We start from the raw sequence: 26,600 nt of genomic DNA on the forward strand, positions 1-26,600 counted from the left end.
GAAGCACACCTGGCGTGACGCACCGTCAACCGTAAACCCCGGAGGGAACCTCGCCTCCCCTCCGGGGCCCCTCTCCCCGCAGAAGGGTCACCGACCCATGCCCCGTACCCGACGCATGCCCTCGCTCATCGCCTCCTTCGTCGCGGGCGCGGTCGTCGCCGCGAGCACGACCGTCGTCGCGGCCACCGGCGACGAGCCGCACCAGAAACCCACCACCACCTGGCTGACCGTGAAGGTCGCGGACGCGATGGGCACCAGGGACACCATCACCTGGGTGCCCACCGGCTCCTTCGCCGGCTCGGCCGAAGTCCGCGTCCCGCGCTATCCGATCACCGCCATCGAGGGCAAGGACACCAAGGAACTGGCCCTGGACGCCGTACGCGGAGAACAGGTCTCCGCACAGCTCGCCATCGCCTCCGGAAAGCCCCTCGACGACGTCCAGGCGAAGGTCGGCGATCTGACCGGACCGGGCGGCGCGCGGATCGACGGCGACAGCACCCAGGTGCGGTTCGTGAAGTACATCCCCGTGCAGCGCTCCAAGAGCGAGATGGACTGGTCCGCCACCATCGACCAGGTCAGCTCCGCCAAGGAGGTCTCCGGCGACCGCGATCCGGACGTCGTCGGGGACCCCTTGGAGGAGCGCGCATCGGTCGACGTCCCCGCCTACGCGGCCCAGCCGCTCTGGTTCACCTTCCACATCCCGCGGGGCGCCAAGCCCGGCACGTACAAGGGCACCGTCCGCGTCGACGTGGGCAAGGCCACGCAGGCCACCTATCCGCTGACGATCGACGTCGCCGACGCGAGCGTGCCCGCCCCCTCCGGCTACCGCTTCTTCCTCGACGTCTGGGCGCAGCCGGAAGCCATCGCGCGGGCGCACCACGTCAAGCTGTGGTCGCGGGAGCACTGGAAACTCATCGAGAAGTACAACCGCGACCTGGCGAGCCGTGGCCAGAAGGTCATCAACACGACGATCGTCGACAACCCCTGGCACCACCAGTGGTCGCTCGGAACCCGGCAGTCGCAGACCGCGACGCCGTACTCCAGCATGGTGGGCTGGAGCTGGGACGGCAGCCGGTTCTCCTTCGACTTCACCCGCTGGGACCGCTACGTCGACTCGGCCCTGCGCGACGGGCTCGGCCCGGACATCGGCGCGTACTCAATGCTGGCGTTCCAGGACCAGGAGCACCTCACCTACCGCGACACCCGCACCGGCAGCGCGGTCACCGAGAACGTCGACCTCGGCGGGGAGCGGTGGCGCACGGCATGGGGGCAGTTCCTGCGCGCCTTCGCAAAGCACCTGACAGACACGGGGCGGCTCGACCACACCTGTCTGTCCTTCGACGAGCGGCCCGCCGACACGATGAAGGTGGTCAAAGACTTCGTCCACGAGGTCGCACCCGCCTTCGACGACCGCATCGCCGTTGCCGGCTCCGTCAACACCGAGCCGATGGCCTCGAACCTCTCCGTCGACTGGGGCGGCATCGACGCCATGACACCCGAGAAGGCGGAGGAGCGGCGCAAGGCCGGCAAGAAGACGACGTTCTACGTGTACGGCTGGCCGCCGCACCCCAACACGCTCAGCTACTCGCCGGCGGTGGAGTCGCGGATGCTGCCGTGGATCGCCGCCCAGCGGAACCTCGACGGCTTTCTGCGCTGGTCGTACAACAGTTGGACCGCCGACCCCTTCTCCCAGCCTGTCTACATCTTCACGCAGGGCGACGAGTACCTCGTCTACCCGGGCGCCGACGGGCCGATGTCCAGCATCCGCTGGGAGCAGCTGAAGGAAGGCATCGAGGACTTCGAGCTGGTCGCGCAGGCCAGGGACAAGTCCGGTGGGGACAGCGACGCCCTGAAGCAGGCGCTGTCGCTCGCCACCCGTGACCTCGACGGGCGCACCAAGAACCTCACCGACATCGAGCAGGCCCGCAAGGCCGTGGTGAAGGAGCTGACGTCATGAGACGGGCGAGACTGCGGACCCCACTGTGCGGTGGCGCTCGCCGCCGGGTGCCTGTCGGCCGTGCCCGCCCAGGCCGCGCAGGCCCCCCAACAGGTCCCCCCGCAAGCCGTGGCGCAGGCCCACACGGTCACCTACGACCAGTACGCCGTGAAGGTCGACGGGAAGCCGCTGTACCTGTGGGGCGCCGAACTCCACTACTTCCGGCTCCCCAGCCCGGACGCCTGGCGCGACGTACTGCAGAAGGTGAAAGCCGCCGGGTTCAACTCGGTCTCCCTCTACTTCGACTGGGGATACCACTCCACGAGCGCCGGCTCGTACGACTTCAAGGGCATCCGCAATGTCGACCGGCTCCTCGACGAGGCCGAGCGCGCGGGCCTGTACGTGATCGCCCGCCCCGGCCCGTACATCAACGCCGAGGTGTCCGGCGGCGGCTTCCCGGCCTGGCACAAGACGCACGCGGGCGTGAACCGCACGTCCGAGGAGGCGTATCTGAAGGACGCCCGGGAGTGGATGAGCCGGATCAACCCGATCTCGGCCGGTGACGGACACCCCCTGACCATCGGCGGCACCACCTACGCCAAGGGGCTCGGCGTGCACGCCGACAGCCAGGTCCGCGTCTACCTCGGCGGCGCCTGCACCTGGTTCACGGCCACCGCCCGCGTGGACGACGAGGTCGGCGACGGCGGCAGCGTGTCCTTCCGTGCCGTCGCCGACGGCCGCATCCTCTTCACCAGCCCCGTGCTGTACGGCTCCGACGGCAGCACCCCCGTCGACGTCGACGTGACGGGCGCGCGCTGGCTCGACCTGACCGTGGACGGCGGCGGCGACGTCTCCGCCGACCACGCGGACTGGGCCGACGCCCGTCTGACCTGCGCGGGAGGTACGTCATGAGGGGGCTCCGCGCCCTGGCGGCCGTCGTGCCGCTCATCCTCCCGGCCGCTGCGCGGCGCCTTCGACAACGCGGGGATCGCCTCCGACGACGCCCTCACGGTCGCGAACATCGACGGATCCAACCCCAGCCTGTCCGCCGAGGCGCCGGCGTCGGTGGGACTGACCCCGGGCGCCACCGTCACCTACGGCGGGGTGACGTTCACCTTCGCGATGACGATCGACTGAGAGTCGCCGACAGCAGCCGATGACTTCTGGCAGTCACTGAGAGTTTCCGGAAGGATTTCCATGCAGGACAACCGAGGCGACCTCGGCAGCACGGGCGTCACCCGCAGACGGATCCTCGCGGGCGCGGTCGCGCTGGGCGGAGCCGCGCTCCCGGCCCGCCCACAGGGCGCGTACGCGGCCGACGGCGCCCTCTTCGACACCGCTCCCGCCGCGGCGGCGCTCAAGCGTCTGCTTCCCGACCACCACCGGCAGATCACCCTGCGGGCGGTCGCGGACGCGACCGACCGCTTCCGGGTCACCGGCCGGGTCGGCCGCATCACGGTGGAGGGCACCAGCCCCGCCGTGCTGCTCGCCGGTTTCCACACGTACCTACGGCGGACCGCGCACGCCTGCGTCTCCTGGACCGGCGAGCAGCTCGACCTGCCGCGCTCCCTGCCCGCGCCCGCGAAGGAGATCACGGGGACGGCGAACGTGCCCCACCGGTTCGCCTTCAACGACACCAACGAGGGCTACACCGGCCCCTACCGCGACTGGGACGCCTGGAGCCACGAACTGGACATACTGGCGCTGCACGGCGTCAACGACGTCCTCGTCTACGTGGGCGGTGACGCGGTCTACTACGACACGTTCCGTCGGTTCGGCTACTCCGACGCGGAACTGCGCGCCTGGATCCCGGCCCCGGCCCACCAGCCCTGGTGGCTGCTGCAGAACATGTCGGGCTTCGGCGGCCCGGTCTCCCGGCGGCTGCTCGAACGGCGGGCCGAACTCGCCCGGAAGATCGTCGACCGGGTGCGGGAGCTGGGCATGACCCCGGTGCTGCCGGGCTACTTCGGCACCGTCCCGGACGGCTTCGTGGCGAAGCACGGCGGCGACGCGGCCGTGGTCGCGCAGGGCACCTGGGGCGGCTTCGAACGCCCCGACTGGCTCGACCCGCGCACCTCGGCCTTCAGAGAGGTCGCCGACGCCTTCTACCGGGCCCAGACGGAGCGGTTCGGCGCGAGCACGATGTACAAGATGGACCTGCTGCACGAGGGCGGCAACCCCGGTGACGTACCGGTGGGCGAGGCCGCGAAGGCCGTCGAGACGGCGCTGCGCAGGGCCCACCCGGGGGCGGTCTGGGCGATCCTGGGCTGGCAGACCAACCCGTCCACCGCCCTGCTGGACGCCGTCGACAAGAGCCGCATGCTGATCGTGGACGGCCTCTCGGACCGCTACACCACCGTCACGGACCGGGAGAGCGACTGGGGCGGCACCCCCTACGCCTTCGGCAGCATCTGGAACTTCGGCGGCCACACCCCGATCGGCGCCAACGCCCCGGACTGGGTGGAGCAGTACCCGAGGTGGCGGGACCGGGAGGGCAGCTCCCTGGCCGGGATCGCGGCGATGCCGGAGGCCGCCGACAACAACGCGCCGGCGCTGGCACTCCTCACCGACCTGGCGTGGACACCCGGCACCGTCGACCTGGACGACTGGTTCGCCGCGTACGCCGTCTCCCGGTACGGCGGCGCGGACCCGCACGCCGCCGCGGCCTGGCAGGCGATCCGCGACACCGCCTACGGCATGTCCCGGGCCGACTCCTGGAGCGAGGCACCCGACGGTCTGTTCGGCGCCCGGCCGAGCCTGACCGCGAACAAGGCGGCGGCCTGGGGCCCGGAGGCCGACCGCTACGACACCACGACCTTCGACCGCGCCCTCACCGAACTCCTCGTCGTACCGAAGCGGTTGAGGGCGAGCTCGGCGTACCGCTACGACGTCGTGGACGTGGCACGGCAGGTCCTGTCCAACCGCACCCGGGTGCTGCTGCCGCAGATCAAGGGCGCGTACGAGACAGGGGAGCACGCCCTGTTCGGGGAGCTGACCCGGACCTGGCTGGGCTGGATGGACCTGCTCGACGACCTGCTGGCCACCTCGCGCCCGCATCTGCTCGGACGGTGGCTCGCCGACGCGCGCGCCTGGGGCGCCGACGCGGCCGAGCGGGACCGCCTGGAGTACGACGCGCGCTCGCTCATCACCACCTGGGGCGGACGCGCCGGCAGCGAGGAGGGCCTGCACGACTACGCGAACCGGGAGTGGGCCGGGCTGGTCGGCGGCCTGTACCGCACCCGCTGGAAGACGTACTTCGACGCGCTGTCCGCGGGGAGGGACCCCGCGGCCGTCGACTGGTTCGCCCTGGAGGACCGCTGGGCGCACGGCCACGAGAGGTACCCGGCCGAGCCGAAGGGCTCCCCGTACGAGCGGGCCCGCCGGGTGCGCGACCTGCTCGCCGCCACCCCGCACCAGTCCGCCGTCACCGCCGCGGCCGACCGGGGCGCGGTGGCCGAGGGCGTGCCCGCGACGGTGACGGTCACCTTCACCCACCGCAACGGCTTCGCGCCCGCCACCGCGGTGACGCTCTTCGCCGAGACGCCCGAAGGCCTGACGGCCGGCGCGCTCGACCCCGTGAGCACGGCGTCCGTCGCCCCCGGCGAGACGTTCACCGCGCGCTTCGGGATCAGCCTGACGGGCGACGCCCGGGAGCTCGTCAGCCGGCTGGTCGTCGGGGCGACGTACGCGGGCGGAGGCAGGACGGTCGCGCCGGTACGGCTGCTGGCCGCGTCCGGGGTCCGCGACCCCTACCGCACGGCCTCCTTCAACGACGCCGTGTTCGGGCAGCTCGGCGACGAGCTCGCGATCGAGGGCGCCGGGGCCGACCTGTGGGGCGGGACGAACGAGTTCGGCGCGGTGTACCGGGCCGGGGCCTACCGTGACGGGACGACGGCCACGGTCCGGGTCCTCTCGCAGGACGCCACCGGCGGCTGGGCACGGGCCGGGCTGATCGTCCGCGACGACCTCGCCACGCCGGGCGGGGGCGGCTATGTGAACCTCGCCGTCACCCCGTCCAACGGCTGTGTACTGACCTGGGACGCCGACGGCGACGGCCGTTTCGACTCGATCGCCATGGCCGGGTCGGCGACGGCTCCGGCGCATCTGCGGCTGCGCCGCGACGACGGTGCGTACACGGGTGAATACAGCATGGACGGCACGGCCTGGGTCACGGTCGGGACGGCCACGCCGGGCGGGGCCGGGGCCGCGCAGGACGTGGGCGTGTTCATGACGGCGGCCGACGGGTGGACGGGCCGAAGGGGAGCGGCCACGTTCAAGGGGCTCGCGCTTGAGTAGTCGCCGGACCAGTGCGTGGGCCGCACCGGTCGACCAGCGCGTCGACCGGTGCGGCCCACGCCGACAAGCGGCGCCGAAAAGCCCTACGGCACTGTCACCCCACCGTCGTACCCTTGGAGGCGCAAGGCTGCCCCCGTGGCAAGCGTGCCGATCAAGGAGGAAAAGCAGGCCTACAGAGCCGGCCCATGACTCAGACACCCACAGCTCACAGCCCCGCTCAGGGGCAGGCACGAGCGCACTTCACCGTCCCGGCCAAGCACCCCATGGTGACCGTTCTGGGTTCCGGAGACGCGCTGCTACGCGTGATCGAGAAGGCCTTCCCGGCGGCCGACATCCACGTCCGGGGCAATGAGATCAGTGCGGTCGGCGACGCCGGTGAAGTCGCTCTCGTCCAGCGCCTGTTCGACGAGATGATGCTGGTGCTCCGCACGGGGCAGCCGATGACGGAGGACGCAGTGGAACGCTCGATCGCCATGCTCAGGGCGAGCGAGAACGGGGAGGGCGACGGTCAGGAAACCCCTGCCGAAGTGCTCACGCAGAACATCCTGTCCTCGCGCGGCCGCACCATCCGACCCAAGACGCTCAACCAGAAGCGGTACGTCGACGCCATCGACAAGCACACCATCGTCTTCGGCATCGGCCCCGCCGGCACCGGCAAGACGTACCTCGCCATGGCGAAGGCCGTACAGGCGCTCCAGTCCAAGCAGGTCAACCGGATCATCCTCACCCGCCCCGCGGTGGAGGCGGGCGAGCGGCTCGGCTTCCTGCCCGGCACGCTCTACGAGAAGATCGACCCCTACCTGCGGCCCCTCTACGACGCGCTGCACGACATGCTCGACCCCGATTCCATCCCGCGGCTCATGGCGGCGGGAACCATCGAGGTCGCGCCGCTCGCCTACATGCGTGGTCGCACCCTCAACGACGCCTTCATCATCCTGGACGAGGCCCAGAACACGAGCGCCGAGCAGATGAAGATGTTCCTCACCCGCCTCGGCTTCGAGTCGAAGATCGTGGTCACGGGCGACGTGACACAGGTCGACCTCCCGAGCGGGACGAAGTCGGGTCTGCGCCAGGTCCAGGACATCCTGGAGGGCCTCGACGACGTCCACTTCTCGCGGCTCACGTCCCACGATGTCGTACGGCACAAGCTGGTCGGCCGTATCGTCGACGCGTACGAGAAGTACGACAGCGAGAACGGCACCGAGAACGGCTCCCACAAGAGCCGCGGCAAAGCCGGCCACAAGGGGAAGTAGACAAGCGAGCACCATGTCGATCGACGTCAACAACGAGTCCGGAACCGAGGTCGACGAGCAGGCGATCCTCGACATCGCCCGCTACGCACTCGCGCGGATGCGCATCCACCCGCTCTCCGAACTCTCGGTGATCGTCGTGGACGCCGACGCCATGGAACAGCTCCACATCCAGTGGATGGACCTTCCGGGGCCCACCGACGTGATGTCGTTCCCCATGGACGAGCTGCGGCCGCCGTCCAAGGACGACGACGAGCCCCCGCAGGGACTCCTCGGTGACATCGTGCTCTGCCCGGAGGTCGCCGAGCGGCAGGGCAAGGAAGCTCCCACGCAGCACTCCATGGACGAGGAACTGCACCTCCTCACCGTCCATGGAGTGCTGCACCTGCTCGGCTACGACCACGAGGAGGCGGACGAGAAGGCCGAGATGTTCGGTCTCCAGGCCGCCATCGTGGACGGCTGGCGCGCGGAGAAGGGCATGACGGGTCCCTCGCCGGCCCCGACCGTTTCATGAGTCCTCAGCTCGTCATCGGCGCCATCGCCCTGGTCGTGGTCGCCTGGCTCGCCGCCTGTGCGGAGGCGGGCCTCGCACGTGTCTCCAGCTTCCGCGCGGAGGAGGCCGTACGGTCCGGGCGGCGCGGCAGTGCCAAGCTCGCCCAGGTCGCCGCCGATCCGACCCGCTATCTGAACGTGGCACTGCTGGTGCGCGTGGCCTGCGAGATGGCCGCCGCCGCGCTCGTCACCTACGCCTGCCTGAAGGAGTTCGACGAGACCTGGGAGGCCCTCGTCGTCGCCATCGGGGTCATGGTCCTCGTCTCGTACGTCGCCGTCGGCGTCTCGCCGCGCACCATCGGCCGCCAGCACCCGCTGAACACGGCCACGGCGGCCTCGTACGTCCTGCTGCCGCTGGCCAGGATCATGGGCCCGATCCCGCCCCTCCTCATCCTCATCGGCAACGCGCTGACGCCCGGCAAGGGCTTCAGGCGCGGTCCGTTCGCCTCCGAGGCCGAGCTGCGCGCGCTGGTCGACCTCGCCGAGAAGGAGTCCCTGATCGAGGACGAGGAGCGCCGCATGGTGCACTCCGTCTTCGAGCTGGGCGACACCCTCGTGCGAGAGGTGATGGTGCCGAGGACCGACCTCGTCGTCATCGAGCGGTTCAAGACCATCCGTCAGGCCCTCACCCTGGCGCTGAGGTCCGGCTTCTCGCGCATCCCCGTCACGGGGGAGAGCGAGGACGACGTCGTCGGGATCGTGTACCTGAAGGACCTGGCCCGCAAGACGCACATCAGCCGCGACGCCGAGTCCGAGCTCGTGTCCACGGCCATGCGGCCCGCGACCTTCGTGCCCGACACCAAGAACGCGGGCGACCTGCTGCGCGAGATGCAGCAGGAGCGCAACCACGTCGCCGTCGTCATCGACGAGTACGGCGGTACGGCCGGCATCGTCACCATCGAGGACATCCTCGAGGAGATCGTCGGGGAGATCACCGACGAGTACGACCGGGAGCTGCCGCCCGTCCAGGAGCTCGGCGACGACCGCTACCGGGTGACCGCCCGTCTCGACATCGGCGACCTCGGCGAGCTGTACGGCTTCGAGGCGTACGACGACGAGGACGTGGAGACGGTCGGCGGACTGCTGGCGAAGGCACTCGGTCGGGTTCCGATCGCCGGTGCCTCCTCGGTGGTCGAGCTGCCCGACGGGCGCGAGCTGCGGCTGACGGCGGAGGCCGCGGCCGGGCGCCGGAACAAGATCGTCACGGTGCTCGTCGAGCCGGTCGGCCCGGTGGACCCGGAGCCGTCCGAGGAGGAGAAGAAGTCCGAGTGACGCCGTCGGCGAAGGCAACGTGGGCGAAGGAGACGTGGGAGTGAAACCGCAGCAGTTGCGTGCGTTCTGTCTGTCCTTCAACGCGGCCGTCGAGGACTTCCCCTTCGCCCCGGACATCTCCGTCTTCAAGGTGCTGGGCAAGCTCTTCGCGCTGACATGGCTGGACGCGCGCCCGCTCACGGTCAACCTCAAGTGCGACCCGGAGGACGCGGTCCGGCTGCGCGCCGAGCACCCGGGGCTGATCATCCCGGGCTATCACATGAACAAGCGGCACTGGAACACGGTGACGGTCGACGGCGAACTCCCGGACCGTCTGGTCCGGGAGCTCATCGAGGACTCGTACGATCTCGTCGTCGCCGGTCTACCGAAGGCCGAGCGCCTCCGTCTCGACCGGGCGTGAGCGGTCGCGGCCCAGTCCGGTCGCGACCAGCACCGCCGCCGCCAGGACGATCGCCGCGTCCAGGGCGAGGACCGTGTGGACACCGGCCAGCAGGTCGCCCGACGTCGTCGCCAGGACACCCAGCAGCGGGATGCCGATCGTCAGGCCGACCTGCTGGGTGGAGGTCACCAGGCCCGTGGCCAGGCCCTGCTCCTCGTCGGGAACGCCCGAGGTCACGGTCAGGCCGTACGAGATGATCGCGCCCAGGTGGCACATGCTGGCCAGCGAGACCGCGGCGGTGGCGAGCCAGACGGACCAGGTGTGGGCGTTCAGCAGCACCAGCCCCGCCACGAACAGGCCCTGACCGGCGAGCGAGCCGACCAGCGTACGGCGGGCGCCGAAGCGGCCGATGACCTTCGGGGCGTACACCCCGGCGAAGGCCGACATGACGCCCTGGACCCCGAAGACCAGTCCCGTCTCGAAGGCGGACAGGCCGAGGGTCTCCTGCAGGTAGAGCGTCAGCGCGAAGATGACCGTCGACATCATCGAGAAGGTGACCAGACCGCCCAGGTTGCCCCACGCCACCGTGCGGCGGCGCAGCATGGGGAGGCTGACGAGCGGGGCGTGGGCGCGGGACTCGACGTACACGAAGGCGGCGAGCAGGAGCACACCCGCGGCGAGGGTCACGATGACGTCCGTGCCGCCGAAACCGCGCTCGGCGGCCGTCGACAGGGCGTAGATCAGGGCCAGCAGGCCGCCGGTGACGGTGACCGCGCCGGGGATGTCCAGGCGCGGGCGGTCGGGGACGGGGGTACCTCCCATGCCTTTGAGGCTGTGGGGGAGGGACTCGGGCAGCAGGCCCGGGGCCAGCGGTAGCACGATCAGCGCGAAGACCGACAGCAGGCCCATCGTCGAACGCCAGCTCAGTACGTCGGTCAGGACGCCGCCGGCCACCATGCCGACCGTGAAGCCGAGGGAGAGGAGCGTGCCGGAGATGCCGAGCGCACGGTCGCGCGCCGGGCCCTCCGGGAACGTCGTCGTCAGCAGCGACATGCCCGTCGGTACGATCGCCGCCGCGGCGAGGCCCTGCAACGCCCGGCCCGTCAGGAACGACGCCGGGTCCCAGGCGAAGGTCGCCAGCAGCGAGGCCGCACCGAAGAGGGCGAGGCCGGTCAGGAAGAGCCTGCGGCGGCCGTACAGGTCACCGATACGGCCGAAGAGGAGAAGGAAGCCGCCGGACGGCAGCGCGAAGGCGGTGACCGCCCACTGCAGCGCGGACTGGCTCATGCCCAGGTCCTTGCCGAGCACGGGCAGTGCCACGTTCAGTACGGAGAAGTCGAGCGCGACCATGAACTGCGCGGCGCACAGCACGAAGAGGACGAGCTTGTCGCGGGTCGACAGCCGGGTGCCGAGCGGGGAGTGGACAGTTGGGGAAGCGGATGTGGTTTCGGTGGTGTCGATCGCCATGGCAAGAGCGTGCGGCCGTCGGAATATCCGTGGGGAGCGCCAACTTATGCTGGTGGTCGCACCACCAGTCACCAACAGGGGGATTCACACGTGACGGAGGACGTGCTCAGGACCCAACGACGGCGTGAGCTGCGGGACTTCCTGATGAGCCGCCGGGCGAGGGTGTCACCGGCCCAGGCCGGACTGCCGGACGGCGGGGCCCGCCGCCGCACGCCCGGGCTGCGCCGCGAGGAGGTCGCCGTGCTCGCGGGCGTCGGCGCGTCCTGGTACCAGTGGCTGGAGCAGGGGCGGGACATCTCCGTCTCGCCCCAGGTACTCGACGCGGTCGCCCGCGTCCTGCGGCTCAGCAACGCCGAACGACGCCATCTGTACCTGCTCGCCGGGCTGAACCCGCCCGCGCCGGAGGTCGCGCCCGAGGTCCGGGACATGTGCGACGGGCTGCGGCGGCTGATCGACACGTGGATGCCGTATCCGGCGCACATCATGGACCCCTACTACAACTGCGTCATGTACAACGACGCAGCCGGGATGGTCCTCGGCATGCGGCCCGACAACACGCAGAACTGCATCATCGACTTCTTCACCGACCCGCTGTACCGGGGGCAGTCCCGGACCTGGGAGAAGAACGCGCGCACGGTCGTCGCCCAGTTCCGCGCGTCGTGCGCGGCGGCGCCGGACGACGAGGGGTACCAGGAGGTACTGGACCAACTCCGGTCCGTCTCACCGGAGTTCGCCGCGCTGTGGGAGGAGCGGGACATCGAGGACGCCGGGCAGATCCGCAAGGAGCTCGACCACCCGCTCGTCGGGCTGCTCGCCGTCGAGTCCACCGCGATGAAGGTGCCGGCGCGGCCCGACCTCACGATCGTGCTGCACACGCCGTTGCCGGAGGCGAACACGGCGGCGAAGCTGGAGTGGCTGGCCTCGCCGGAGGGCCGCCGGGGCTCGATGTATCCCGTGGCCGGGTAGGCGGCGGCCGGTGGGTGTGTGCGGGTGGGGTGGTGCGTGCGGGTGGGCGCGTGCCTGCGCCTCCCGATCCCTTCGTATGCTCTGAACATGACCGACAGCAGCGCGCTTGACCCCGAGGACCGCAAGATCGTCACCCTGGCCCGTTCCGCGCGGGCGCGCAACGGGGTGCCGGAGGGGGCGGCCGTACGTGATGAGACCGGCCGTACGTATGTCGCGGGGACGGTCGATCTTCCCTCCCTGCGGTTGAGCGCGTTGCGTACCGCGGTGGCGATGGCGGTGGCGTCCGGGGCGAAGTCTCTTGAGGCGGCGGCAGTGGTGTCCGAGGCGGGGGAGGTCTCTTCGGAGGACCGGGCGGCGGTCCGTGACCTCGGTGGTCCGGCGACGCGGGTGCTGTTGGCGGGCCTCGACGGCACGGTTCACCTGACGGTGACCGCGGGCTGAGACCGCGCGCAGTTCCCCGCGCCCCCGGGCGGGGCTTCGCCCCGGACCCCTGCCTGCCCCTGGTCGCTCGGCTGCGGGCCGGTGGGGGCGGGTCGCGCAGTTCCCCGCGCCCCTGAGGCGGGGGCTTCGCCCCGCATCCCGCGTCTGTCTGGATTCGTTTGGCTGCGGGTTGGTGGGGGCTGGTCGCGCAGTTCCCCGCGCCCCTGGGGTGGGGCTTCGCCCCGGGTTCCAGGTCGTCTGGATTCGTTTGGCTGCGGGTTGGTGGGGGCTGGTCGCGCAGTTCCCCGCGCCCCTGAGGCGGGGCTTCGCCCCGGATCCCGCGCCCAGCCCTCTCCGTCGGCTGGGGGCCGCCTCGGGCCGGCCGGTGTTTGTGGGGCGAGGTCGGAGGCCGCACCCCACCCACCCCGGCCCGCGTCTTCAGCCTGTCCGGCGTTTGAGGACGAGGCCGTTCAGGTCGATCGGGGGGTCTGGGGGCGGAGCCCCCTGGGATGGGACGGGTAGGGGCGGCGGGGGCGAGGGAAAGGCGTCAGAAGCCGAGTTTGCGGAGTTGGCGGGGGTCGCGTTGCCAGTCCTTCGCGACCTTCACATGGAGGTCGAGGAAGACCGGCGTACCCAGCAGCGCCTCGATCTGCTTGCGGGACTTGATGCCGACCTGCTTCAGGCGGGCGCCCTTCGGGCCGATGATGATGCCCTTCTGGCTGGGGCGCTCGATGTAGACGAAGGCGTGGATGTCGAGGAGGGGCTTGTCGGCGGGGCGGTCCTCGCGGGGAAGCATCTCCTCGACGACGACGGCGATGGAGTGGGGGAGCTCGTCGCGCACACCCTCCAGCGCCGCCTCGCGGATCAGCTCCGCGATCATGACCTGCTCGGGCTCGTCGGTGAGGTCACCCTCCGGGTAGAGGGCCGGGCCCTCGGGAAGGAGCGGGACGATCAGGTCGGCCAGCAGGTCCACCTGCTTGTCGCCGACCGCAGAGACCGGCACGATCTCCGCCCACTCGAACCCCAGCTCCCGCCCGAGCTGATCGATCGCGATGAGCTGCTCGGCGAGCGTCTTGCTGTCGACGAGGTCGGTCTTCGTGACGATCGCGATCTTCGGCGTCTTCTTGATGGACGCCAGTTCCTTCGCGATGAAACGGTCACCCGGACCGAGCTTCTCGTTCGCGGGGAGGCAGAAACCGATGACGTCGACCTCGGCCCACGTCGTGCGCACGATGTCGTTCAGGCGCTCGCCCAGCAGCGTGCGCGGCTTGTGCAGACCAGGGGTGTCGACCAGGATCAGCTGGGCGTCGGGGCGGTGCACGATGCCCCGTACCGTGTGCCGCGTGGTCTGCGGCTGGTTCGCGGTGATCGCCACCTTCTGGCCGACCAGAGCATTCGTGAGGGTGGACTTGCCCGCGTTGGGGCGGCCCACGAAGCAGGCGAAGCCGGCGCGGTGGGGTGCCTCGGACGGCTCGGATGACTGGGTACGAACGCTCATGGCGCCCATTGTCCCTGATCCACAGGGCCGCGCCGTACGCCATATGCCTTTGACCGCTCCCGCGCGGCCCCGTGAGGTTTCGGAAACCCCCACGCAATACGAAACACGCCGGAAACGCACACGTGCACAACCGGAAACGCGAGCCCGTGACTCTCTGACGACGCCCCCGCACCCAGGAGAACCGAGGAGAGCCGTCCGTGGAGTTCGTGCAGACCGTGGAGACCCTGGACACCGTCAACCTGGCCGCCGCACCTCACCTCGACACCGGCGACACCGCCTGGCTGCTCGCCGCCACCGCCCTCGTTCTCCTGATGACGCCGGGCCTGGCCCTCTTCTACGGCGGCATGGTCCGCACGAAGAGCGTCCTCAACATGCTGATGATGAGTTTTGTGTCGATCGCCCTGGTCACCGTCGTATGGCTGGCGGTCGGGTACTCGCTCGCCTTCGGGGACGACGCCTTCGGGGGGCTCGTCGGCGGGCTGAAGCACGTGGGGATGGACGGGATCGGGCCGGACAGTGTGCACGGGACCGTGCCCACCCTGCTCTTCGCCACCTTCCAGCTCACCTTCGCGATCATCACCGCCGCGCTGATCAGCGGGGCGGTCGCCGACCGGGCGAAGTTCGCGGCGTGGCTGGTGTTCGTGCCGGTCTGGGCGCTGCTCGTATACGTTCCCGTCGCGCACTGGGTGTGGGGTCCGGGGGGCTGGGTCCAGGCGAAGCTGGGTGCGCTGGACTTCGCGGGCGGACTGCCGGTCGAGATCACCTCCGGCGCCTCCGGCCTGGCCCTCTGTCTCGTCCTCGGCCCCCGTCTCGGCTTCAAGAAGGACGCCATGCGGCCGCACAACCTGCCGATGGTGATGCTCGGCGCGGGGTTGTTGTGGTTCGGCTGGTTCGGCTTCAACGCCGGGTCCGCGCTGGGCGCCAACGGACTCGCCGCCGCCGCCTTCCTCAACACCCTCGCCGCCGGCTGCACCGGTCTGCTCGGCTGGCTCTTCGTCGAGCAGAAGCGCGACGGCCACCCCACCACCCTCGGCGCCGCCTCCGGCGCGGTCGCGGGCCTGGTGGCCATCACCCCGTCCTGCGGATCCGTGTCGCTGCTGGGCGCGCTGGTCGTCGGTCTCGCCGCCGGTGTCGTCTGCTCGTACGCCGTGGGCTGGAAGTTCAGGCTGAACTACGACGACTCGCTGGACGTCGTCGGCGTTCACCTGGTCGGCGGCATCATCGGCACGGTCCTCATCGGGTTCTTCGCCGACGCGACGATGACGGGTGGCGCCGAGGGGCTGCTGTACGGCGGTGGGTTCGGGCAGCTCGGCAAGCAGCTGGTGGCGGTCGTGGCCGTGGGGGCGTACGCCTTCACCGCCACGTACGGCATCGGGAAGGTGCTCGACAAGGTCATGGGGCTGCGGGCGGACGAGGAGCACGAGCACACCGGCCTGGACCTTACGGTGCACGCCGAGACCGCTTACGATCACGGGGTCCTGGGCCACGGCGCCCCGGTCTCGTCATCCCTCCCCACCGCTCAGAAGGCCAAGGCCCAGGCATGAAGCTCATCACCGCCATCGTCAAGCCGTACCGTCTCGACGAGGTCAAGACCGCTCTCCAGGAGCTCGGCGTGCACGGGCTGACCGTCAGCGAGGCCAGCGGGTACGGGCGCCAGCGCGGCCACACGGAGGTCTACCGCGGCGCCGAGTACCAGGTCGACCTGGTTCCCAAGGTCCGTATCGAGGTCGTCGTCGAGGACGCGGACTCGGAGGCGGCGATCGACGCGATCGTCAACGCCGCGCAGACGGGGAAGATCGGCGACGGGAAGGTGTGGGCCGTACCGGTCGAGACGGTCGTACGGGTACGGACGGGCGAGCGCGGCCCCGACGCACTCTGAGCCACCACGGGCGGGTACCGCCCCCGCGCGCTCCGAGCCACCAAGGGCGGCTGCCGCTCCTGCGTGCCCTGATCACCACCACGGCGGCGGCGATCAGGGCGCCCACCACCACCGCCATCAGCCACGGCAGCGCGAAGAACGACGTGCTCGCCGACTCCCGGGTGCCGGGCGCGCTGGCCGTCAACATCACGTCGCCCCAGTCGAGTTGGGGCGCCCCGTGCCAGGGCTCGGTCAGCCGGACCCGTTGCCCCGGCAGCAGCTCCGAGGGGATCTTCGTGAGCTCCCGGGACAGCAACGTACGCCCGAAAAGGCCCTCGGCCCTGAGCCGCACCTTCGGGTTCAGGGTGACGTTCCCGGCGTTGCGGAGGGTGTACGAGATGGTGGCGCCGCTCTCGCCGAGGCCGGGGACCAGGGGCTGGTGGTGGCTGATGTGGACCTTCTCGACGGCGAGGGCGGGGACGGTGGGCCCGCCGACCCGGAGGTAGATCCGGGCGCCGACCGCCCGTTGCACCGCCACCGCGGACGTCGCCGCGTCTGAGCGGTCGAGGCGCTCGTCGAGTGCGACCAGCGCGCCCGGATGGTCACCGGGTTCGGCCTTCTCGGGCACCCGGAGGGTGAACGGCACGGTCACCGAACCGTGCGCGGGCACCGTCACCCGGGAGCGGGCGGGGTGCGCCCACGCGCCGACCCCGAGCTGCTTCTCCTTCACCGTCCGCACCGCGAACCCGCCGTCACGCGCGGTGTTGTACGCGTCGGCGGCGTACAGCCGGAAGGTCAGCGGGGCGCCGGTCTTGTTGGCGACGGTGACCTTGTCCCGGAGGGTCTGTCCGGGGTCGGCGGAGAGATAGAAGTACGGGCGGGCCGCGATCTGCGTGGAGACGGGGTAGACGGACCAGCTGCCGTTGTCGGCGCCGTACGAGGCGGGCGTGGTGAGCGCGAGAAGGAACACGGACAGGATGAGGACGTACAGCTTGCGCATGGGTGCGGACCCCCGCGGATGTGGGTGGACAGGCCCTGGGCGGACGGGCGGGTGCGCGCCCGGCCACCGGGGTGCGGAGGGGTGGATCAGGTGAGCGTCAGCGTGAGCACGCCGGAGTAGGAACCCGGCGGGGTGAACGCCGGTACGTCCAGTGACAGCCCGGCGTCGACGGTGAACTCACCACCGGTGAGCGCCCCGTTGGGGGTGGACGCCAGCGTCGCTCCCGCACCGCCCACCGTGCCGGACGAACCGGCCTGGCAGGTGCTCGGGCTGCCCGCCTTGGTCGCGCAGGCGGGGGTCCAGCTCAGCTTCCCGGCATCGATCTTGGCGCCGGGACCGGTGAAGTCGGTGACCTTGCCGGTCAGGGACCAGCCCGCGGGTCCGCCGCGGAAGTCCTTGACGGTCACCGTCCGCAGGGCCCCGGTCGAGGCCCCGCCCTTGCCGAAGTCCACCGCCGACAGCTGGACGGCGTCCCCGGCCTGGGACATCGACAGGGTTCCCGCCTTCACCGTGGTGGTGAGTTTCTGGGAGCCCGCGGGGATCGGAGTGTCGTCGACGACCACGTACGCCGCCGGCCCCGCTCCCTTGGTGTCGCTCCAGCTCGCGCCCTCGTACGCCACCACACCGGTTGTCGTCTTGTCGTTGACGGCCAGCGTGCCGCTGATCGAGCCCTGCGCGTCGGCGGTCGTGGTGGCGGTGTCGGCGGTCTGGGTGGCTCCCGACCGTCCGGCGAGGGTCACGCTCGCGCCCGGGGTGAAGTTGCTGCCGGTGACGGTCACGCTGTCACCGGGCTTCCCGGAGGCCGAACCGAGCGAGATGGCACGGTTGTTGGTCTGGGTTCCGTCCGTCGCGGTGATCGTCCCGGAGACCGGGGCGGGCGGGTTGGTGACCGTGCAGGGGGTGTCCAGCTCCAGGATGTAGCTGGTGTGGATGTTGTAGTCGCCGGGCGCGAGGGTGATGGCGCCCGGGCTGGTGACGGTGAAGGTGCCCGTCATGCTGAACCCCGGGAAGGGCGCGTTGCCCGCCACCGGGTCGTTCTTCCTGGGGCCCGCGACCGTGACGTCCCCCGTCTGCGCGCCGCCGAGGGCGACCTTGCCGGTGGGCGTCATGATGTCGGCGGGCAGGGCGAGGGCGGTCGGGTTGTTCGCGGCGGGCGTGACCACCTTGTACGTCACGGTGACGGTGTCACCGACCTTGGGACTGGGGTTGTCCACCGTGATGATCGCGGTGGTGGTGCCGTCGATCGGCGGGATGCCCGCGATCGCCGGCGGGATGCAGTGCGTGGCGAAGTCCACGTTCTGGGAGTCCGCGGCCGCGGCGCCCGCCGGGGCCGCCAGCGCTCCTCCCGCGGTGACCGCCAGCGCGGTCACCCCGAGCAGTGCCGCCCAGCGGCGTCTTCGGGCGTGTGAACCCCTGGTTCCCCTGTGCGTTGCCATGTGCCCCCTCCTGAGGGATGCGGGCGCAGCGGCTCGTCTGCGCCGACAGGGGGCCATTGATGTGCGGGTTGTGTGAGAAGTCAATGGAGGGCCCGGACGGCAACTGATGGGCCATCAGGTTGTGTCAATATCACCAACTGGGCACCCCTGTAGGCCAGTTGGACGTGATCAGGCGGTTGTTCAGGCAGTTGTTCAGGCAGTTGTTCTGGCAGTGCGAGGACCGGTGCCGCCGCGCGCGCCGGCGACACCGGTCTTCACGTATGTGCTGTGGCGGGGCTCAGCTGAAGACGAACGGGCCCGGTGACTGCGCCGCGCTCGCGGTGCACGTGATGGTGATGCCGAAGACGACCATCTTCAGCGAGCCCCCGTATGCGTCGAGGCTGTCGCCGGAGGCGACGGTGCCGCTGAGCGGGCCCACCGTCACCCCGCCGCCCAGCGGAATGGCGGGATTCTTCGTGCCGGTGAACGCGACGGTGCCGCCGCCGGACTTCGCCATGGTCAAGGTGGAGGCGATGGAGTCCTGCGCCAGCGCGATCGGCGCGGTGATCGAGGTGGAGCTGAGGGTGATGGTCGCGGCCGTGCCGGTCTGGGTGGCGGTGAGGGTGGCCGCGCCACCGCCGCCGATCGTGCAGGTGGCGTTGATGGTCGCGGTGAGCGGGGTGACGGCCGCGGCGGTCGGCGCGAGGGCCAGGCCGGTCGCGGCGAGGGTGCCGGCGGCTAACGCCGCGGCGATTCCGAGTTGCTTGCGTCTCATCGGGTTCCCTTCCCTTGTACGGGAATTGCCATGTGGGGATGGAGGGACGGAACCGTCTGCTCAGAGGCCGGGGGCCGGGCCGGGCACACGGACGCGTCACCGGTGAACGCCGGTGCGGGTGCGGAGAGATGTGTACGCGGACCGTCCGCGAGCGGGGTGCGGGACGCCAGCGGAGGCGTTTCTGACGGTCCGTCGGAACTTGCGGTTCCATTGATGCGCGAGCGGCTTGGGATTGCAAGGCATGCCGGGTGGTTTCTTCAGGGGTTGTTGAAAGTGGCCGAAGTTCGTCCCTGATGCCCGGCGGGCCCGCTACTCCGCGAGTTCCGCGATCAGCGCCGTCGCCACCGTCCGGAACCCCAGACGGCCGTACATCCGCGCCACGTCCTCGTCCCCGGCCGACAGGAACAGCGTCTCGACGCCCCGCTCCCGCGCGTCGGTCACGAGGGCCGCGGTCACGGCGTACGCCAGTCCACGGCGCCGTTCGGCGGGCAGGGTGCCGACGCCCGTGATCTCGCTCACGGAGCCGACGGGCAGGTGCATCCCGGAGCAGACCACGACCCCGTTCTCGACCGCCGCGGCCAGTACGGTGCGGCCCACGCGGATGCGGTCCGCGGCGGCGGGCACCTCGGCGGCGCGGGCGGTGATCTCGGTGGCGAGTTCGCTGTGTCCGGCCTCCCCCACCGCCGTGCCCGGCGCCGCGAACGCCACGTGCGGCACCGCCAACGCGCCCGCCAGGAACGGGTCTTCGGGGTCCAGGACGCGGACCAGGGGGTGCGGGTCGGGCAGCGGCGCGTCCTCGTCGCGGATCATCAGGGGATGCGCGTGCACCCGTAGCCCCGTCGCCTCGACCGCCTCCCGCAGGCCCGGCGTCACCTCCGCCACCCACTCGAAGGCCTCCGGCACACACAGCTCCCGCTGTCGCGCCCGCACCCGCTCGACGTCCTCGACGGTGGCCGCCGGGCCCGTCCAGCCCAGGGTGGGTCGCGCGTAGTACGGCCAGCCCGTGGCCTCCCGGACGAAGAGGGTCAGCGGGCCGAAGTCCTCGGCCCGCGCGGCGGCGCGCGGCACCGAGTCGTAGTAGCGCTCAAGACGGTCGAGGGACGCGTTCACAGTCGTCATGCCGCCATCCAAGAGGAACACGGATGCCGGTGGCACCCGAATTCACTCCACGCCCCTGATCCGCCCCACCAGCAGCGCCCCCGCCAGTCCGATCACCGCCGCCACCAGGTACAGCACCCGGTAGCCGCCCAGATACGTCACGATCGGTGCCGCCAGGGCGGGGGCGGCGACCTGGGGGAGGGCGTTGGCGACGTTTATGACGCCGAGGTCCTTGCCGCGGTCCAAGGCCTTGGGCAGGACGTCCGTCATCAGGGCGAAGTCGACGGAGGTGAAGACACCGAAGCCGATGCCCAGCACCGCCGCCGCGACGATCGCGCCCGGCCAGGTCTGCCACCCGGAGAGGACCGCCGTCGCCACCGCCATGAGGACGCCCGACCAGATCACGAACGGCTTGCGGCGGCCCACCCGGTCCGACCACACCCCGCCGACCACGACCGTGGCGAGGAGGGTGACGCCGTTGACCGCCGTGAGGATCAGTACGCCGTTCTCGGGGTCGTCGTAGTGGAGCCGGTCGCGGAGGTAGTACAGGAGGTAGAGCAGGACCAGGGCATTGCTCAGGTTGATCAGGAAGCGGGTCAGCCAGGCCCAGGCCAGGTCCGGGTGGCGGCGCGGACTCAGCCAGAAGGAGGCCGCGAACGTGCGCCAGGACCAGGCGGGCCGGGCCGCGGCCGGCAGCCGCAGATCCTCGTAGCGCAGTACGTACGGCAGTACGCCCACCAGCGTGAACACCGCGCACGCCGCATAGCCGCCGCCCACACCCCCCGCCGCCGTCGCGAGGCCCGTCCCGCCGACCACGCCCAGGATCTGCGCGGCGCCCAGCCAGCCGCCAACGGAGCCTCGTTGGAGCCGTGGCACCCGGTCGGGGACGGCCGCGGTGACGGCGGCGAAGGCGGCGTTCAGGGTGAGCTGGACCAGGCACCAGCCGGCCGCCATCGTCCAGACCCCGCCCGCTCCCCCCAGGAGCAGCAGGGAGAGGGCGCCGCCCGCCGAACCCGCCACGATCCACGGCGTACGGCGGCCCCAGCGCGCCGTCGTCCGGTCGGACAGCGCGCCGAAGAGCGGGTTGGCGACCAGCGACACCGCCGCGCCCGCGCCCGTGACCCACGCCAGCATCGTCTCCTTCGACATGCCGGTGCCGGGTGCGAAGTCCTCCGCCTGGGAGGCCAGCAGGATCTGCAGCGGGCCGTACCAGCCCACCCAGATCGCCCCGTTGGCGAGCGAGAGCGCCGAGGTCCAGCCCCGGCCGACCCGCTCGACGGGCTCGGCCAGCGCCCCCACGTTCGCGACGGGGTCCGCCGCCGTCATCCCCGCGCCTGCAGCGCGTCGCGCAGCCAGGTGTACGACGCCTTCGGGGTCCGCTTCAGCGTGTCGTAGTCGACGTGGACCAGGCCGAAGCGCCGCGCGTACCCCTCCGCCCACTCGAAGTTGTCCAGCAACGACCACACGAAGTACCCGCGAACGTCCACGCCCTGTTCCAACGCCCGGTGCAGCGCCCGGACATGGCCGTCGAGGAACGTGATCCGTTCCTGGTCGTCGATGCCCTCGTAACTGCAGCCGTTCTCGGTGATGACGACCGGCGGGAGGCGGTCCCCGTAGCGCTCGCGGAAGCCCACGAGCAGCTCGGTCAGCGCCTCGGGGACCACCGGCCAGCCGAAGTCGGTGACCGGGTAGCCCTCCAGTTCCCGCACGGAGAAGGGAAGTTCGGCGGGCAGGGTCAGTCCGCTGAACTCGATCTCCGCGCCCTCGGGGGCGCCCACCTCGGTCGGCTGGTAGTAGTTGATCCCGTACCAGTCGATCGGCTCGGCGATGACCTTCAGATCCGCCTCTACGTCGCCCGGCATCAACTCTGCGATGCCGTCCGGGTATTGGCCCAACAAGAGCGGGTCCGCGAACAGGCGGTTGAGGAGGAGGTCGTAGAAGTCGGCGGCCTCCACGTCCTCAGGCTGCTCGGAGGCCGCCCAGGTCGGGCCGTGCGAGTTGGCGATGCCGATGTCCGTGACGCCGGCCGCGCGCAGGGACCGGACGGCGAGGCCGTGGGCGAGCAGTTGGTGGTGGGCGACCGGCAGCGAGTCGAACAGGAGCTGTTTGCCGGGGGCGTGGGCGCCGAGCGCGTGGCCGAGCAGGGTGTGTTCGGCAGGCTCGTTGAGGGTGATCCACTTCTTGACGCGGTCGCCCAGGCGGGCTGCCACGACACCGGCGTACTCGGCGAAGCGCTCCGCGGTGTCCCGGTTCAGCCAGCCGCCGGCCTCTTCGAGCTTCAGCGGGAGGTCCCAGTGGAAGAGGGTCGGTACGGGGCGGATGCCCGCCGCGACCAGCGCGTCCACCAGGCGGTCGTAGAAGTCGAGGCCGCCGGGGGAGTTCACGCGGGGCCAGGAGATCGAGAAGCGGTACGCGTCCACGCCGAGGTCGGCGAGGAGGGCCACGTCCTCGGGATAGCGGTGGTAGTGGTCGCAGGCCACGTCGGCCGTGGAGCCGTCCTTGATGTGGCCGGGCTCGGCCGTGAAGGCGTCCCATACCGACGGGTCGCGTTCGGCCGCGGCTCCCTCGATCTGGTGGGCCGAGGTGGACACGCCCCAGAGGAAGCCGGGCGGGAACTGCGGTAGGGGGTTCGTCGCCATGCGCGCGATCATCCTTACCGGCAGTAAGGGAAGTCAACGGGTTGGTGTGAACTGGGAGTTACGGCTTTTGGGGGCGCCTGGACGGAGGGGTGGTGCGGTGGATTGCGACTGCGGCCCCGGTGGGGGCTGGTCGCGCCCACGCGGCGGAGCCGCATATGTCATAGCCCCGCGCCCCTGAAGGTCGCTACGCGCCCTCCTTCAGGACCCGCACGATCAGTTGGCGCTGCTCCTCCGTCAGTCTTGGATCGGCGGCGTAGACCGTCTTTCCGTCCACCGTGATCTCGTAGCTGAAGCCGTCGGGGACCCCCGCGGGGCGCGTGCCCTGGCCGGAGGCGATCGCCTGCTCGGCCAGGGCGTGCCACTCGGGGGCGTCGGTGCGCCCCGAGGTGTCCACCTCGGCATGGCGCTCGATGCCCGCGAATCCGCCCGTGCGCCTTACCTCAATACGCATGGGTCCTGTCTAGTACGAGTCGGACGCCGAAGCTACGACGTCGGCACCCCGACCTGTTCCCAGGCCTTGGTGACGGACTGGAGCTCCTCGCCCTCGCCGTACCGGCTCCTGGCCTGGGCGACCGTCAGCTTGGCGAAGTCGGAGAAGCTCGCCTGGGACTGGAGCTCACCGCCGGTGAGGACGTCGTACCAGATCTGCCCGGCGCGCTCCCAGGCGTGCCCGCCGAGGGCCTGGGCGACCAGGTAGAAGGCGTGGTTGGGGATGCCGGAGTTGATGTGGACACCGCCGTTGTCGCGGCCGGTCTTCACATAGCCGTCCATCGTCGCCGGCTGCGGGTCCTTGCCGAGCACGTCGTCGTCGTACGCCGTGCCGGGCTCCTTCATGGAGCGCAGCGCCTTGCCGGTGACGCGCGGCGCGAGCAGGCCCGCGCCGATCAGCCAGTCGGCGTCGGCGGCGGTCTGGCCGAGCGTGTACTGCTTGATCAGCGAGCCGAAGACGTCCGACATGGACTCGTTCAGGGCGCCCGGCTGGCCGAAGTAGGTGAGGTTCGCCGTGTACTGGGTGACGCCGTGGGTCAGCTCGTGGCCGATGACGTCGACCGGGATGGTGAAGTCGAGGAAGATCTCGCCGTCGCCGTCGCCGAACACCATCTGCTCGCCGTTCCAGAAGGCGTTGTTGTAGCCGACGTCGAAGTGGACGCTCGCGTCGAGGGGCAGACCCTCGCCGTTGATCGAGTTGCGGGCGTAGGCGTTCAGGTACAGGTCGAAGGTGGCGCCGAGCCCGGCGTAGGCGCGGTTGACCGTGGCGTCCTTGCCGGGCTTGTCGGCCTCGCCGCGGACCTTCTTGCCCGGCAGGTCCTGGTGGTGCTTGGCGTCGTAGATGGTGCGCTGCGGCTTGTCCGCGGGCGCGCCCTGGGGCGGGGCCACGGTGGGCGCGCCGATGACCGTGGTCAGCCGGCGGTGGGTGCGCTCGAAGGCGTCGCGCTCCAGGGTGCGGCGCGCGGGTCCGGCGAGCGTGGGGTCCTCGTGCTGGGCCAGCGTGTCGAGGATGTGGGGCGGCACGATGGTGCAGAAGACAGGCTCGAAGCCTGCCGGGTTCGCGGTCATGCTCGGCACACTTGCACTGAGTGACTCCGCTGTCACTACCGGCGACCAAGATTGTGTGAAATGCGGCGATAAGGAGCCCACCGGTCCGCTCTTCAGTGGTAAGAGGGCTCACTCTGAGTGGTATGCCGCACTTTTTGTCTGTTTTCTTCCTTATGTGGTCACGGTCCCGCATACTGATACAGCCCTCCGGAGAGAGTGAGGCTCGGCTAGGCTGCGGAGCATCATGCGTATCGGGCTGCTTCTCCTTAGCTGCCGCGGCGAGGGCCTGTAGTCGAGGCCGACCCCCTCCCCGCGGAGTTCGGCGTTGCGCCGTCGGCCGTCCTTCCGGACACCCTCTGAGGAGCCCACGCATCATGCCGAACTTCCAGCAGTCCACCTCCATGCCGGTCCACAAGTACGGCAAGTACGAGCAGGTGGACATCCCTGACCGCACCTGGCCGGACAACCGTGTCACCGTCGCCCCCCGCTGGCTGTCGACGGACCTGCGGGACGGCAACCAGGCGCTGATCGACCCGATGTCCCCGGCCCGCAAGCGCGAGATGTTCGACCTGCTCGTGAAGATGGGCTACAAGGAGATCGAGGTCGGTTTCCCGGCCTCCGGACAGACCGACTTCGACTTCGTCCGCTCGATCATCGAGGACGAGACCGCGATCCCGGACGACGTCACGATCTCCGTACTGACCCAGGCCCGCGAGGACCTGATCGAGCGCACGGTGGAGTCCCTGGTCGGCGCCAGGCGCGCCACGGTCCACCTGTACAACGCGACGGCCCCGGTCTTCCGCCGGGTCGTCTTCCGCGGCTCCAAGGACCAGATCAAGCAGATCGCCGTCGACGGCACGCGGCTGGTCATGGAGTACGCCGAGAAGCTGCTCGACGAGCGGACGACGTTCGGCTACCAGTACAGCCCCGAGATCTTCACCGACACCGAGCTGGACTTCGCCCTGGAGGTCTGCGAGGCGGTGATGGACGTCTACCAGCCCGGCCCGGGCCGCGAGATCATCCTCAACCTGCCCGCCACGGTGGAGCGTTCGACGCCGTCCACGCACGCGGACCGCTTCGAGTGGATGTCGCGCAACCTGTCCCGCCGCGAGTACGTCTGCCTGTCCGTCCACCCGCACAACGACCGCGGTACGGCCGTCGCCGCCGCCGAGCTGGCCCTGATGGCCGGCGCCGACCGCATCGAGGGCTGTCTGTTCGGCCAGGGCGAGCGCACCGGCAACGTCGACCTGGTCACCCTGGGCATGAACCTGTTCTCGCAGGGCGTCGACCCGCAGATCGACTTCTCGAACATCGACGAGGTCCGCCGCACCGCCGAGTACTGCAACCAGATGGAGGTCCACGCCCGCCACCCCTACGTCGGCGACCTCGTCTACACCTCCTTCTCCGGCTCCCACCAGGACGCCATCAAGAAGGGCTTCGACGCCATGGAGGCGGACGCCGCCGCGAAGGGCGTCACCGTCGACGACATCGAGTGGGCCGTCCCGTACCTGCCGATCGACCCGAAGGACGTCGGCCGTTCGTACGAGGCCGTGATCCGCGTCAACTCGCAGTCCGGCAAGGGCGGTATCGCCTACGTCCTGAAGAACGACCACAAGCTGGACCTGCCGCGCCGGATGCAGATCGAGTTCTCGAAGATCATCCAGGCGAAGACGGACGCCGAGGGCGGCGAGGTCACCCCGAAGGACATCTGGGCGATCTTCCAGGACGAGTACCTGCCGAACCCCGACAACGCGTGGGGCCGTATCCAGGTCAAGGCCGGCCAGACCACGACCGACCGCGAAGGCATCGACTCGCTGACCGTCGAGGCCTCGGTGGACGGCGCCGACACGGTCCTGACCGGTACCGGCAACGGTCCGATCTCCGCGTTCTTCGACGCCCTGCAGTCCGTCGGCATCGACGTACGCCTCCTGGACTACCAGGAGCACACGATGAGCGAGGGCGCCTCCGCGCAGGCCGCCTCGTACATCGAGTGCGCGATCGGCGACAAGGTCCTGTGGGGAATCGGCATCGACGCGAATACGACACGCGCGTCGCTGAAGGCCGTGGTCTCCGCGGTCAACCGCGCGTCCCGCTGAGGACTTTGACCGGCGCTTTCGGGGCCCCGTCCGCCTTTCGAGGCGGGCGGGGCCCCGTCGTATACCGGCCAATCGTCGTGGAGATCACGGAAAGGTCTCGTCCAAGGTACTGACTCCGCCTCAACAATGTGGCTAACATCACGCCAG

Annotated in this window: 22 protein-coding genes; 12 read left to right on the forward strand and 10 right to left on the reverse strand. The window is 70.5% G+C overall.

What is annotated here, in order from left to right:
* Window positions 1-97 precede the first annotated feature (97 nt).
* The 7 genes from ACFVWD_RS11665 (at window position 98) to ACFVWD_RS11695 (ending at window position 9,706) form a co-directional block, all read left to right on the forward strand.
* The gene (locus tag ACFVWD_RS11665; RefSeq protein ID WP_389595358.1) at window positions 98-1,957 is read left to right on the forward strand and encodes a glycoside hydrolase domain-containing protein; all 1,860 of its coding nucleotides are present in this window, start codon (window positions 98-100) and stop codon (window positions 1,955-1,957) included.
* A gap of 30 nt (window positions 1,958-1,987) precedes the next feature.
* Complete coding sequence (locus ACFVWD_RS11670) at window positions 1,988-2,848, forward strand: beta-galactosidase (protein ID WP_389595359.1); 861 nt, start codon at window positions 1,988-1,990, stop codon at window positions 2,846-2,848.
* Window positions 2,849-3,133: 285 nt separating this feature from the next.
* Window positions 3,134-6,232 carry an alpha-N-acetylglucosaminidase TIM-barrel domain-containing protein gene (locus ACFVWD_RS11675; RefSeq protein WP_389595361.1) on the forward strand — a complete coding sequence of 1,033 codons (3,099 nt, stop codon included), beginning with the start codon at window positions 3,134-3,136 and terminating at the stop codon, window positions 6,230-6,232.
* 185 nt (window positions 6,233-6,417) lie between these two features.
* Window positions 6,418-7,485: a PhoH family protein gene (locus tag ACFVWD_RS11680; protein ID WP_099941289.1), complete on the forward strand. Its 1,068-nt coding sequence runs from the start codon at window positions 6,418-6,420 to the stop codon at window positions 7,483-7,485.
* Window positions 7,486-7,498: 13 nt separating this feature from the next.
* Window positions 7,499-7,996, forward strand: coding sequence for an rRNA maturation RNase YbeY (ybeY, locus tag ACFVWD_RS11685; RefSeq protein ID WP_054235448.1), 498 nt, complete (start codon window positions 7,499-7,501; stop codon window positions 7,994-7,996).
* Window positions 7,993-9,306, forward strand: a complete 1,314-nt coding sequence (locus ACFVWD_RS11690; RefSeq protein ID WP_389595363.1) for a hemolysin family protein — start codon at window positions 7,993-7,995, stop codon at window positions 9,304-9,306. Before ybeY ends, ACFVWD_RS11690 begins: the two co-directional genes overlap by 4 nt.
* Before the next feature lie 40 nt (window positions 9,307-9,346).
* Window positions 9,347-9,706 (forward strand): MmcQ/YjbR family DNA-binding protein, encoded by a 360-nt coding sequence (locus tag ACFVWD_RS11695; protein ID WP_168517257.1) that lies wholly within the window; start codon window positions 9,347-9,349, stop codon window positions 9,704-9,706.
* Here the strand turns inward: ACFVWD_RS11695 and ACFVWD_RS11700 are convergent.
* On the reverse strand, window positions 9,668-11,152 hold the full coding sequence (locus ACFVWD_RS11700; RefSeq protein WP_389595365.1) for an MFS transporter: 1,485 nt from the start codon (window positions 11,150-11,152) through the stop codon (window positions 9,668-9,670). The two genes, ACFVWD_RS11695 and ACFVWD_RS11700, sit on opposite strands and share 39 nt — an antisense overlap.
* Window positions 11,153-11,296: 144 nt before the next feature.
* Between ACFVWD_RS11700 and ACFVWD_RS11705 the strand changes: the two genes are divergently transcribed.
* Window positions 11,297-12,118 carry a helix-turn-helix transcriptional regulator gene (locus tag ACFVWD_RS11705; protein ID WP_389595399.1) on the forward strand — a complete coding sequence of 274 codons (822 nt, stop codon included), beginning with the start codon at window positions 11,297-11,299 and terminating at the stop codon, window positions 12,116-12,118.
* An 87-nt stretch (window positions 12,119-12,205) separates the two neighbouring features.
* On the forward strand, window positions 12,206-12,559 hold the full coding sequence (locus ACFVWD_RS11710) for a cytidine deaminase (protein WP_389595367.1): 354 nt from the start codon (window positions 12,206-12,208) through the stop codon (window positions 12,557-12,559).
* Window positions 12,560-13,085: 526 nt separating this feature from the next.
* Here ACFVWD_RS11710 and era read toward each other — a convergent pair.
* The gene (gene era, locus ACFVWD_RS11715) at window positions 13,086-14,045 is read right to left on the reverse strand and encodes a GTPase Era (protein ID WP_180293975.1); all 960 of its coding nucleotides are present in this window, start codon (window positions 14,043-14,045) and stop codon (window positions 13,086-13,088) included.
* A gap of 188 nt (window positions 14,046-14,233) precedes the next feature.
* Between era and ACFVWD_RS11720 the strand changes: the two genes are divergently transcribed.
* Both ACFVWD_RS11720 and ACFVWD_RS11725 read left to right on the forward strand, forming a co-directional pair.
* A complete protein-coding gene (locus ACFVWD_RS11720; RefSeq protein ID WP_389595369.1) occupies window positions 14,234-15,580 on the forward strand; it encodes an ammonium transporter in 1,347 nt (448 codons plus the stop codon).
* Complete coding sequence (locus ACFVWD_RS11725) at window positions 15,577-15,915, forward strand: P-II family nitrogen regulator (RefSeq protein ID WP_101405245.1); 339 nt, start codon at window positions 15,577-15,579, stop codon at window positions 15,913-15,915. Before ACFVWD_RS11720 ends, ACFVWD_RS11725 begins: the two co-directional genes overlap by 4 nt.
* On the opposite strand, the gene ACFVWD_RS11730 is transcribed toward ACFVWD_RS11725, so the two are convergent.
* The 8 genes from ACFVWD_RS11730 to ACFVWD_RS11765 form a co-directional block, all read right to left on the reverse strand.
* Window positions 15,809-16,894, reverse strand: coding sequence for a WxL protein peptidoglycan domain-containing protein (locus ACFVWD_RS11730; RefSeq protein ID WP_389595370.1), 1,086 nt, complete (start codon window positions 16,892-16,894; stop codon window positions 15,809-15,811). The two genes, ACFVWD_RS11725 and ACFVWD_RS11730, sit on opposite strands and share 107 nt — an antisense overlap.
* An 86-nt stretch (window positions 16,895-16,980) precedes the next feature.
* A complete protein-coding gene (locus ACFVWD_RS11735; RefSeq protein WP_389595372.1) occupies window positions 16,981-18,330 on the reverse strand; it encodes a beta-xylosidase in 1,350 nt (449 codons plus the stop codon).
* 277 nt (window positions 18,331-18,607) lie between these two features.
* Window positions 18,608-19,084: a hypothetical protein gene (locus ACFVWD_RS11740; protein ID WP_389595374.1), complete on the reverse strand. Its 477-nt coding sequence runs from the start codon at window positions 19,082-19,084 to the stop codon at window positions 18,608-18,610.
* 309 nt (window positions 19,085-19,393) lie between these two features.
* Window positions 19,394-20,203 (reverse strand): GNAT family N-acetyltransferase, encoded by an 810-nt coding sequence (locus ACFVWD_RS11745; RefSeq protein ID WP_389595376.1) that lies wholly within the window; start codon window positions 20,201-20,203, stop codon window positions 19,394-19,396.
* A 42-nt stretch (window positions 20,204-20,245) separates the two neighbouring features.
* On the reverse strand, window positions 20,246-21,508 hold the full coding sequence (locus ACFVWD_RS11750) for an MFS transporter (RefSeq protein ID WP_389595378.1): 1,263 nt from the start codon (window positions 21,506-21,508) through the stop codon (window positions 20,246-20,248).
* Window positions 21,505-22,833 (reverse strand): GH1 family beta-glucosidase, encoded by a 1,329-nt coding sequence (locus ACFVWD_RS11755; RefSeq protein ID WP_389595380.1) that lies wholly within the window; start codon window positions 22,831-22,833, stop codon window positions 21,505-21,507. The genes ACFVWD_RS11750 and ACFVWD_RS11755 overlap by 4 nt, the downstream gene beginning before the upstream one ends.
* 172 nt (window positions 22,834-23,005) lie before the next feature.
* Window positions 23,006-23,272 (reverse strand): protealysin inhibitor emfourin, encoded by a 267-nt coding sequence (locus ACFVWD_RS11760; protein WP_389595381.1) that lies wholly within the window; start codon window positions 23,270-23,272, stop codon window positions 23,006-23,008.
* A 32-nt stretch (window positions 23,273-23,304) separates the two neighbouring features.
* The gene (locus tag ACFVWD_RS11765; RefSeq protein ID WP_384905537.1) at window positions 23,305-24,378 is read right to left on the reverse strand and encodes a M4 family metallopeptidase; all 1,074 of its coding nucleotides are present in this window, start codon (window positions 24,376-24,378) and stop codon (window positions 23,305-23,307) included.
* A 353-nt stretch (window positions 24,379-24,731) separates the two neighbouring features.
* On the opposite strand from ACFVWD_RS11765, the gene leuA reads away from it, so the two are divergent.
* Complete coding sequence (gene leuA / locus ACFVWD_RS11770) at window positions 24,732-26,453, forward strand: 2-isopropylmalate synthase (RefSeq protein WP_389595382.1); 1,722 nt, start codon at window positions 24,732-24,734, stop codon at window positions 26,451-26,453.
* Window positions 26,454-26,600 lie beyond the last annotated feature (147 nt).

The organism is Streptomyces sp. NPDC058086 (genome assembly GCF_042885015.1).
GTDB lineage: Bacteria > Actinomycetota > Actinomycetes > Streptomycetales > Streptomycetaceae > Streptomyces.

What these genes read in the sequence shown, in the direction of transcription:
- ACFVWD_RS11665 (WP_389595358.1), top strand. Translation starts at nt 98, where the DNA reads ATGCCCCGTACCCGACGCATGCCCTCGCTCATCGCCTCCTTCGTCGCG.
- ACFVWD_RS11675 (WP_389595361.1), top strand. Translation starts at nt 3,134, where the DNA reads ATGCAGGACAACCGAGGCGACCTCGGCAGCACGGGCGTCACCCGCAGA.
- ACFVWD_RS11680 (WP_099941289.1), top strand. Translation starts at nt 6,418, where the DNA reads ATGACTCAGACACCCACAGCTCACAGCCCCGCTCAGGGGCAGGCACGA.
- ybeY (WP_054235448.1), top strand. Translation starts at nt 7,499, where the DNA reads ATGTCGATCGACGTCAACAACGAGTCCGGAACCGAGGTCGACGAGCAG.
- ACFVWD_RS11690 (WP_389595363.1), top strand. Translation starts at nt 7,993, where the DNA reads ATGAGTCCTCAGCTCGTCATCGGCGCCATCGCCCTGGTCGTGGTCGCC.
- ACFVWD_RS11700 (WP_389595365.1), bottom strand. Translation starts at nt 11,152, where the DNA reads ATGGCGATCGACACCACCGAAACCACATCCGCTTCCCCAACTGTCCAC.
- ACFVWD_RS11705 (WP_389595399.1), top strand. Translation starts at nt 11,297, where the DNA reads ATGAGCCGCCGGGCGAGGGTGTCACCGGCCCAGGCCGGACTGCCGGAC.
- ACFVWD_RS11710 (WP_389595367.1), top strand. Translation starts at nt 12,206, where the DNA reads ATGACCGACAGCAGCGCGCTTGACCCCGAGGACCGCAAGATCGTCACC.
- era (WP_180293975.1), bottom strand. Translation starts at nt 14,045, where the DNA reads ATGGGCGCCATGAGCGTTCGTACCCAGTCATCCGAGCCGTCCGAGGCA.
- ACFVWD_RS11725 (WP_101405245.1), top strand. Translation starts at nt 15,577, where the DNA reads ATGAAGCTCATCACCGCCATCGTCAAGCCGTACCGTCTCGACGAGGTC.
- ACFVWD_RS11730 (WP_389595370.1), bottom strand. Translation starts at nt 16,894, where the DNA reads ATGCGCAAGCTGTACGTCCTCATCCTGTCCGTGTTCCTTCTCGCGCTC.
- ACFVWD_RS11735 (WP_389595372.1), bottom strand. Translation starts at nt 18,330, where the DNA reads ATGGCAACGCACAGGGGAACCAGGGGTTCACACGCCCGAAGACGCCGC.
- ACFVWD_RS11740 (WP_389595374.1), bottom strand. Translation starts at nt 19,084, where the DNA reads ATGAGACGCAAGCAACTCGGAATCGCCGCGGCGTTAGCCGCCGGCACC.
- ACFVWD_RS11745 (WP_389595376.1), bottom strand. Translation starts at nt 20,203, where the DNA reads ATGACGACTGTGAACGCGTCCCTCGACCGTCTTGAGCGCTACTACGAC.
- ACFVWD_RS11750 (WP_389595378.1), bottom strand. Translation starts at nt 21,508, where the DNA reads ATGACGGCGGCGGACCCCGTCGCGAACGTGGGGGCGCTGGCCGAGCCC.
- ACFVWD_RS11755 (WP_389595380.1), bottom strand. Translation starts at nt 22,833, where the DNA reads ATGATCGCGCGCATGGCGACGAACCCCCTACCGCAGTTCCCGCCCGGC.
- ACFVWD_RS11760 (WP_389595381.1), bottom strand. Translation starts at nt 23,272, where the DNA reads ATGCGTATTGAGGTAAGGCGCACGGGCGGATTCGCGGGCATCGAGCGC.
- ACFVWD_RS11765 (WP_384905537.1), bottom strand. Translation starts at nt 24,378, where the DNA reads ATGACCGCGAACCCGGCAGGCTTCGAGCCTGTCTTCTGCACCATCGTG.
- leuA (WP_389595382.1), top strand. Translation starts at nt 24,732, where the DNA reads ATGCCGAACTTCCAGCAGTCCACCTCCATGCCGGTCCACAAGTACGGC.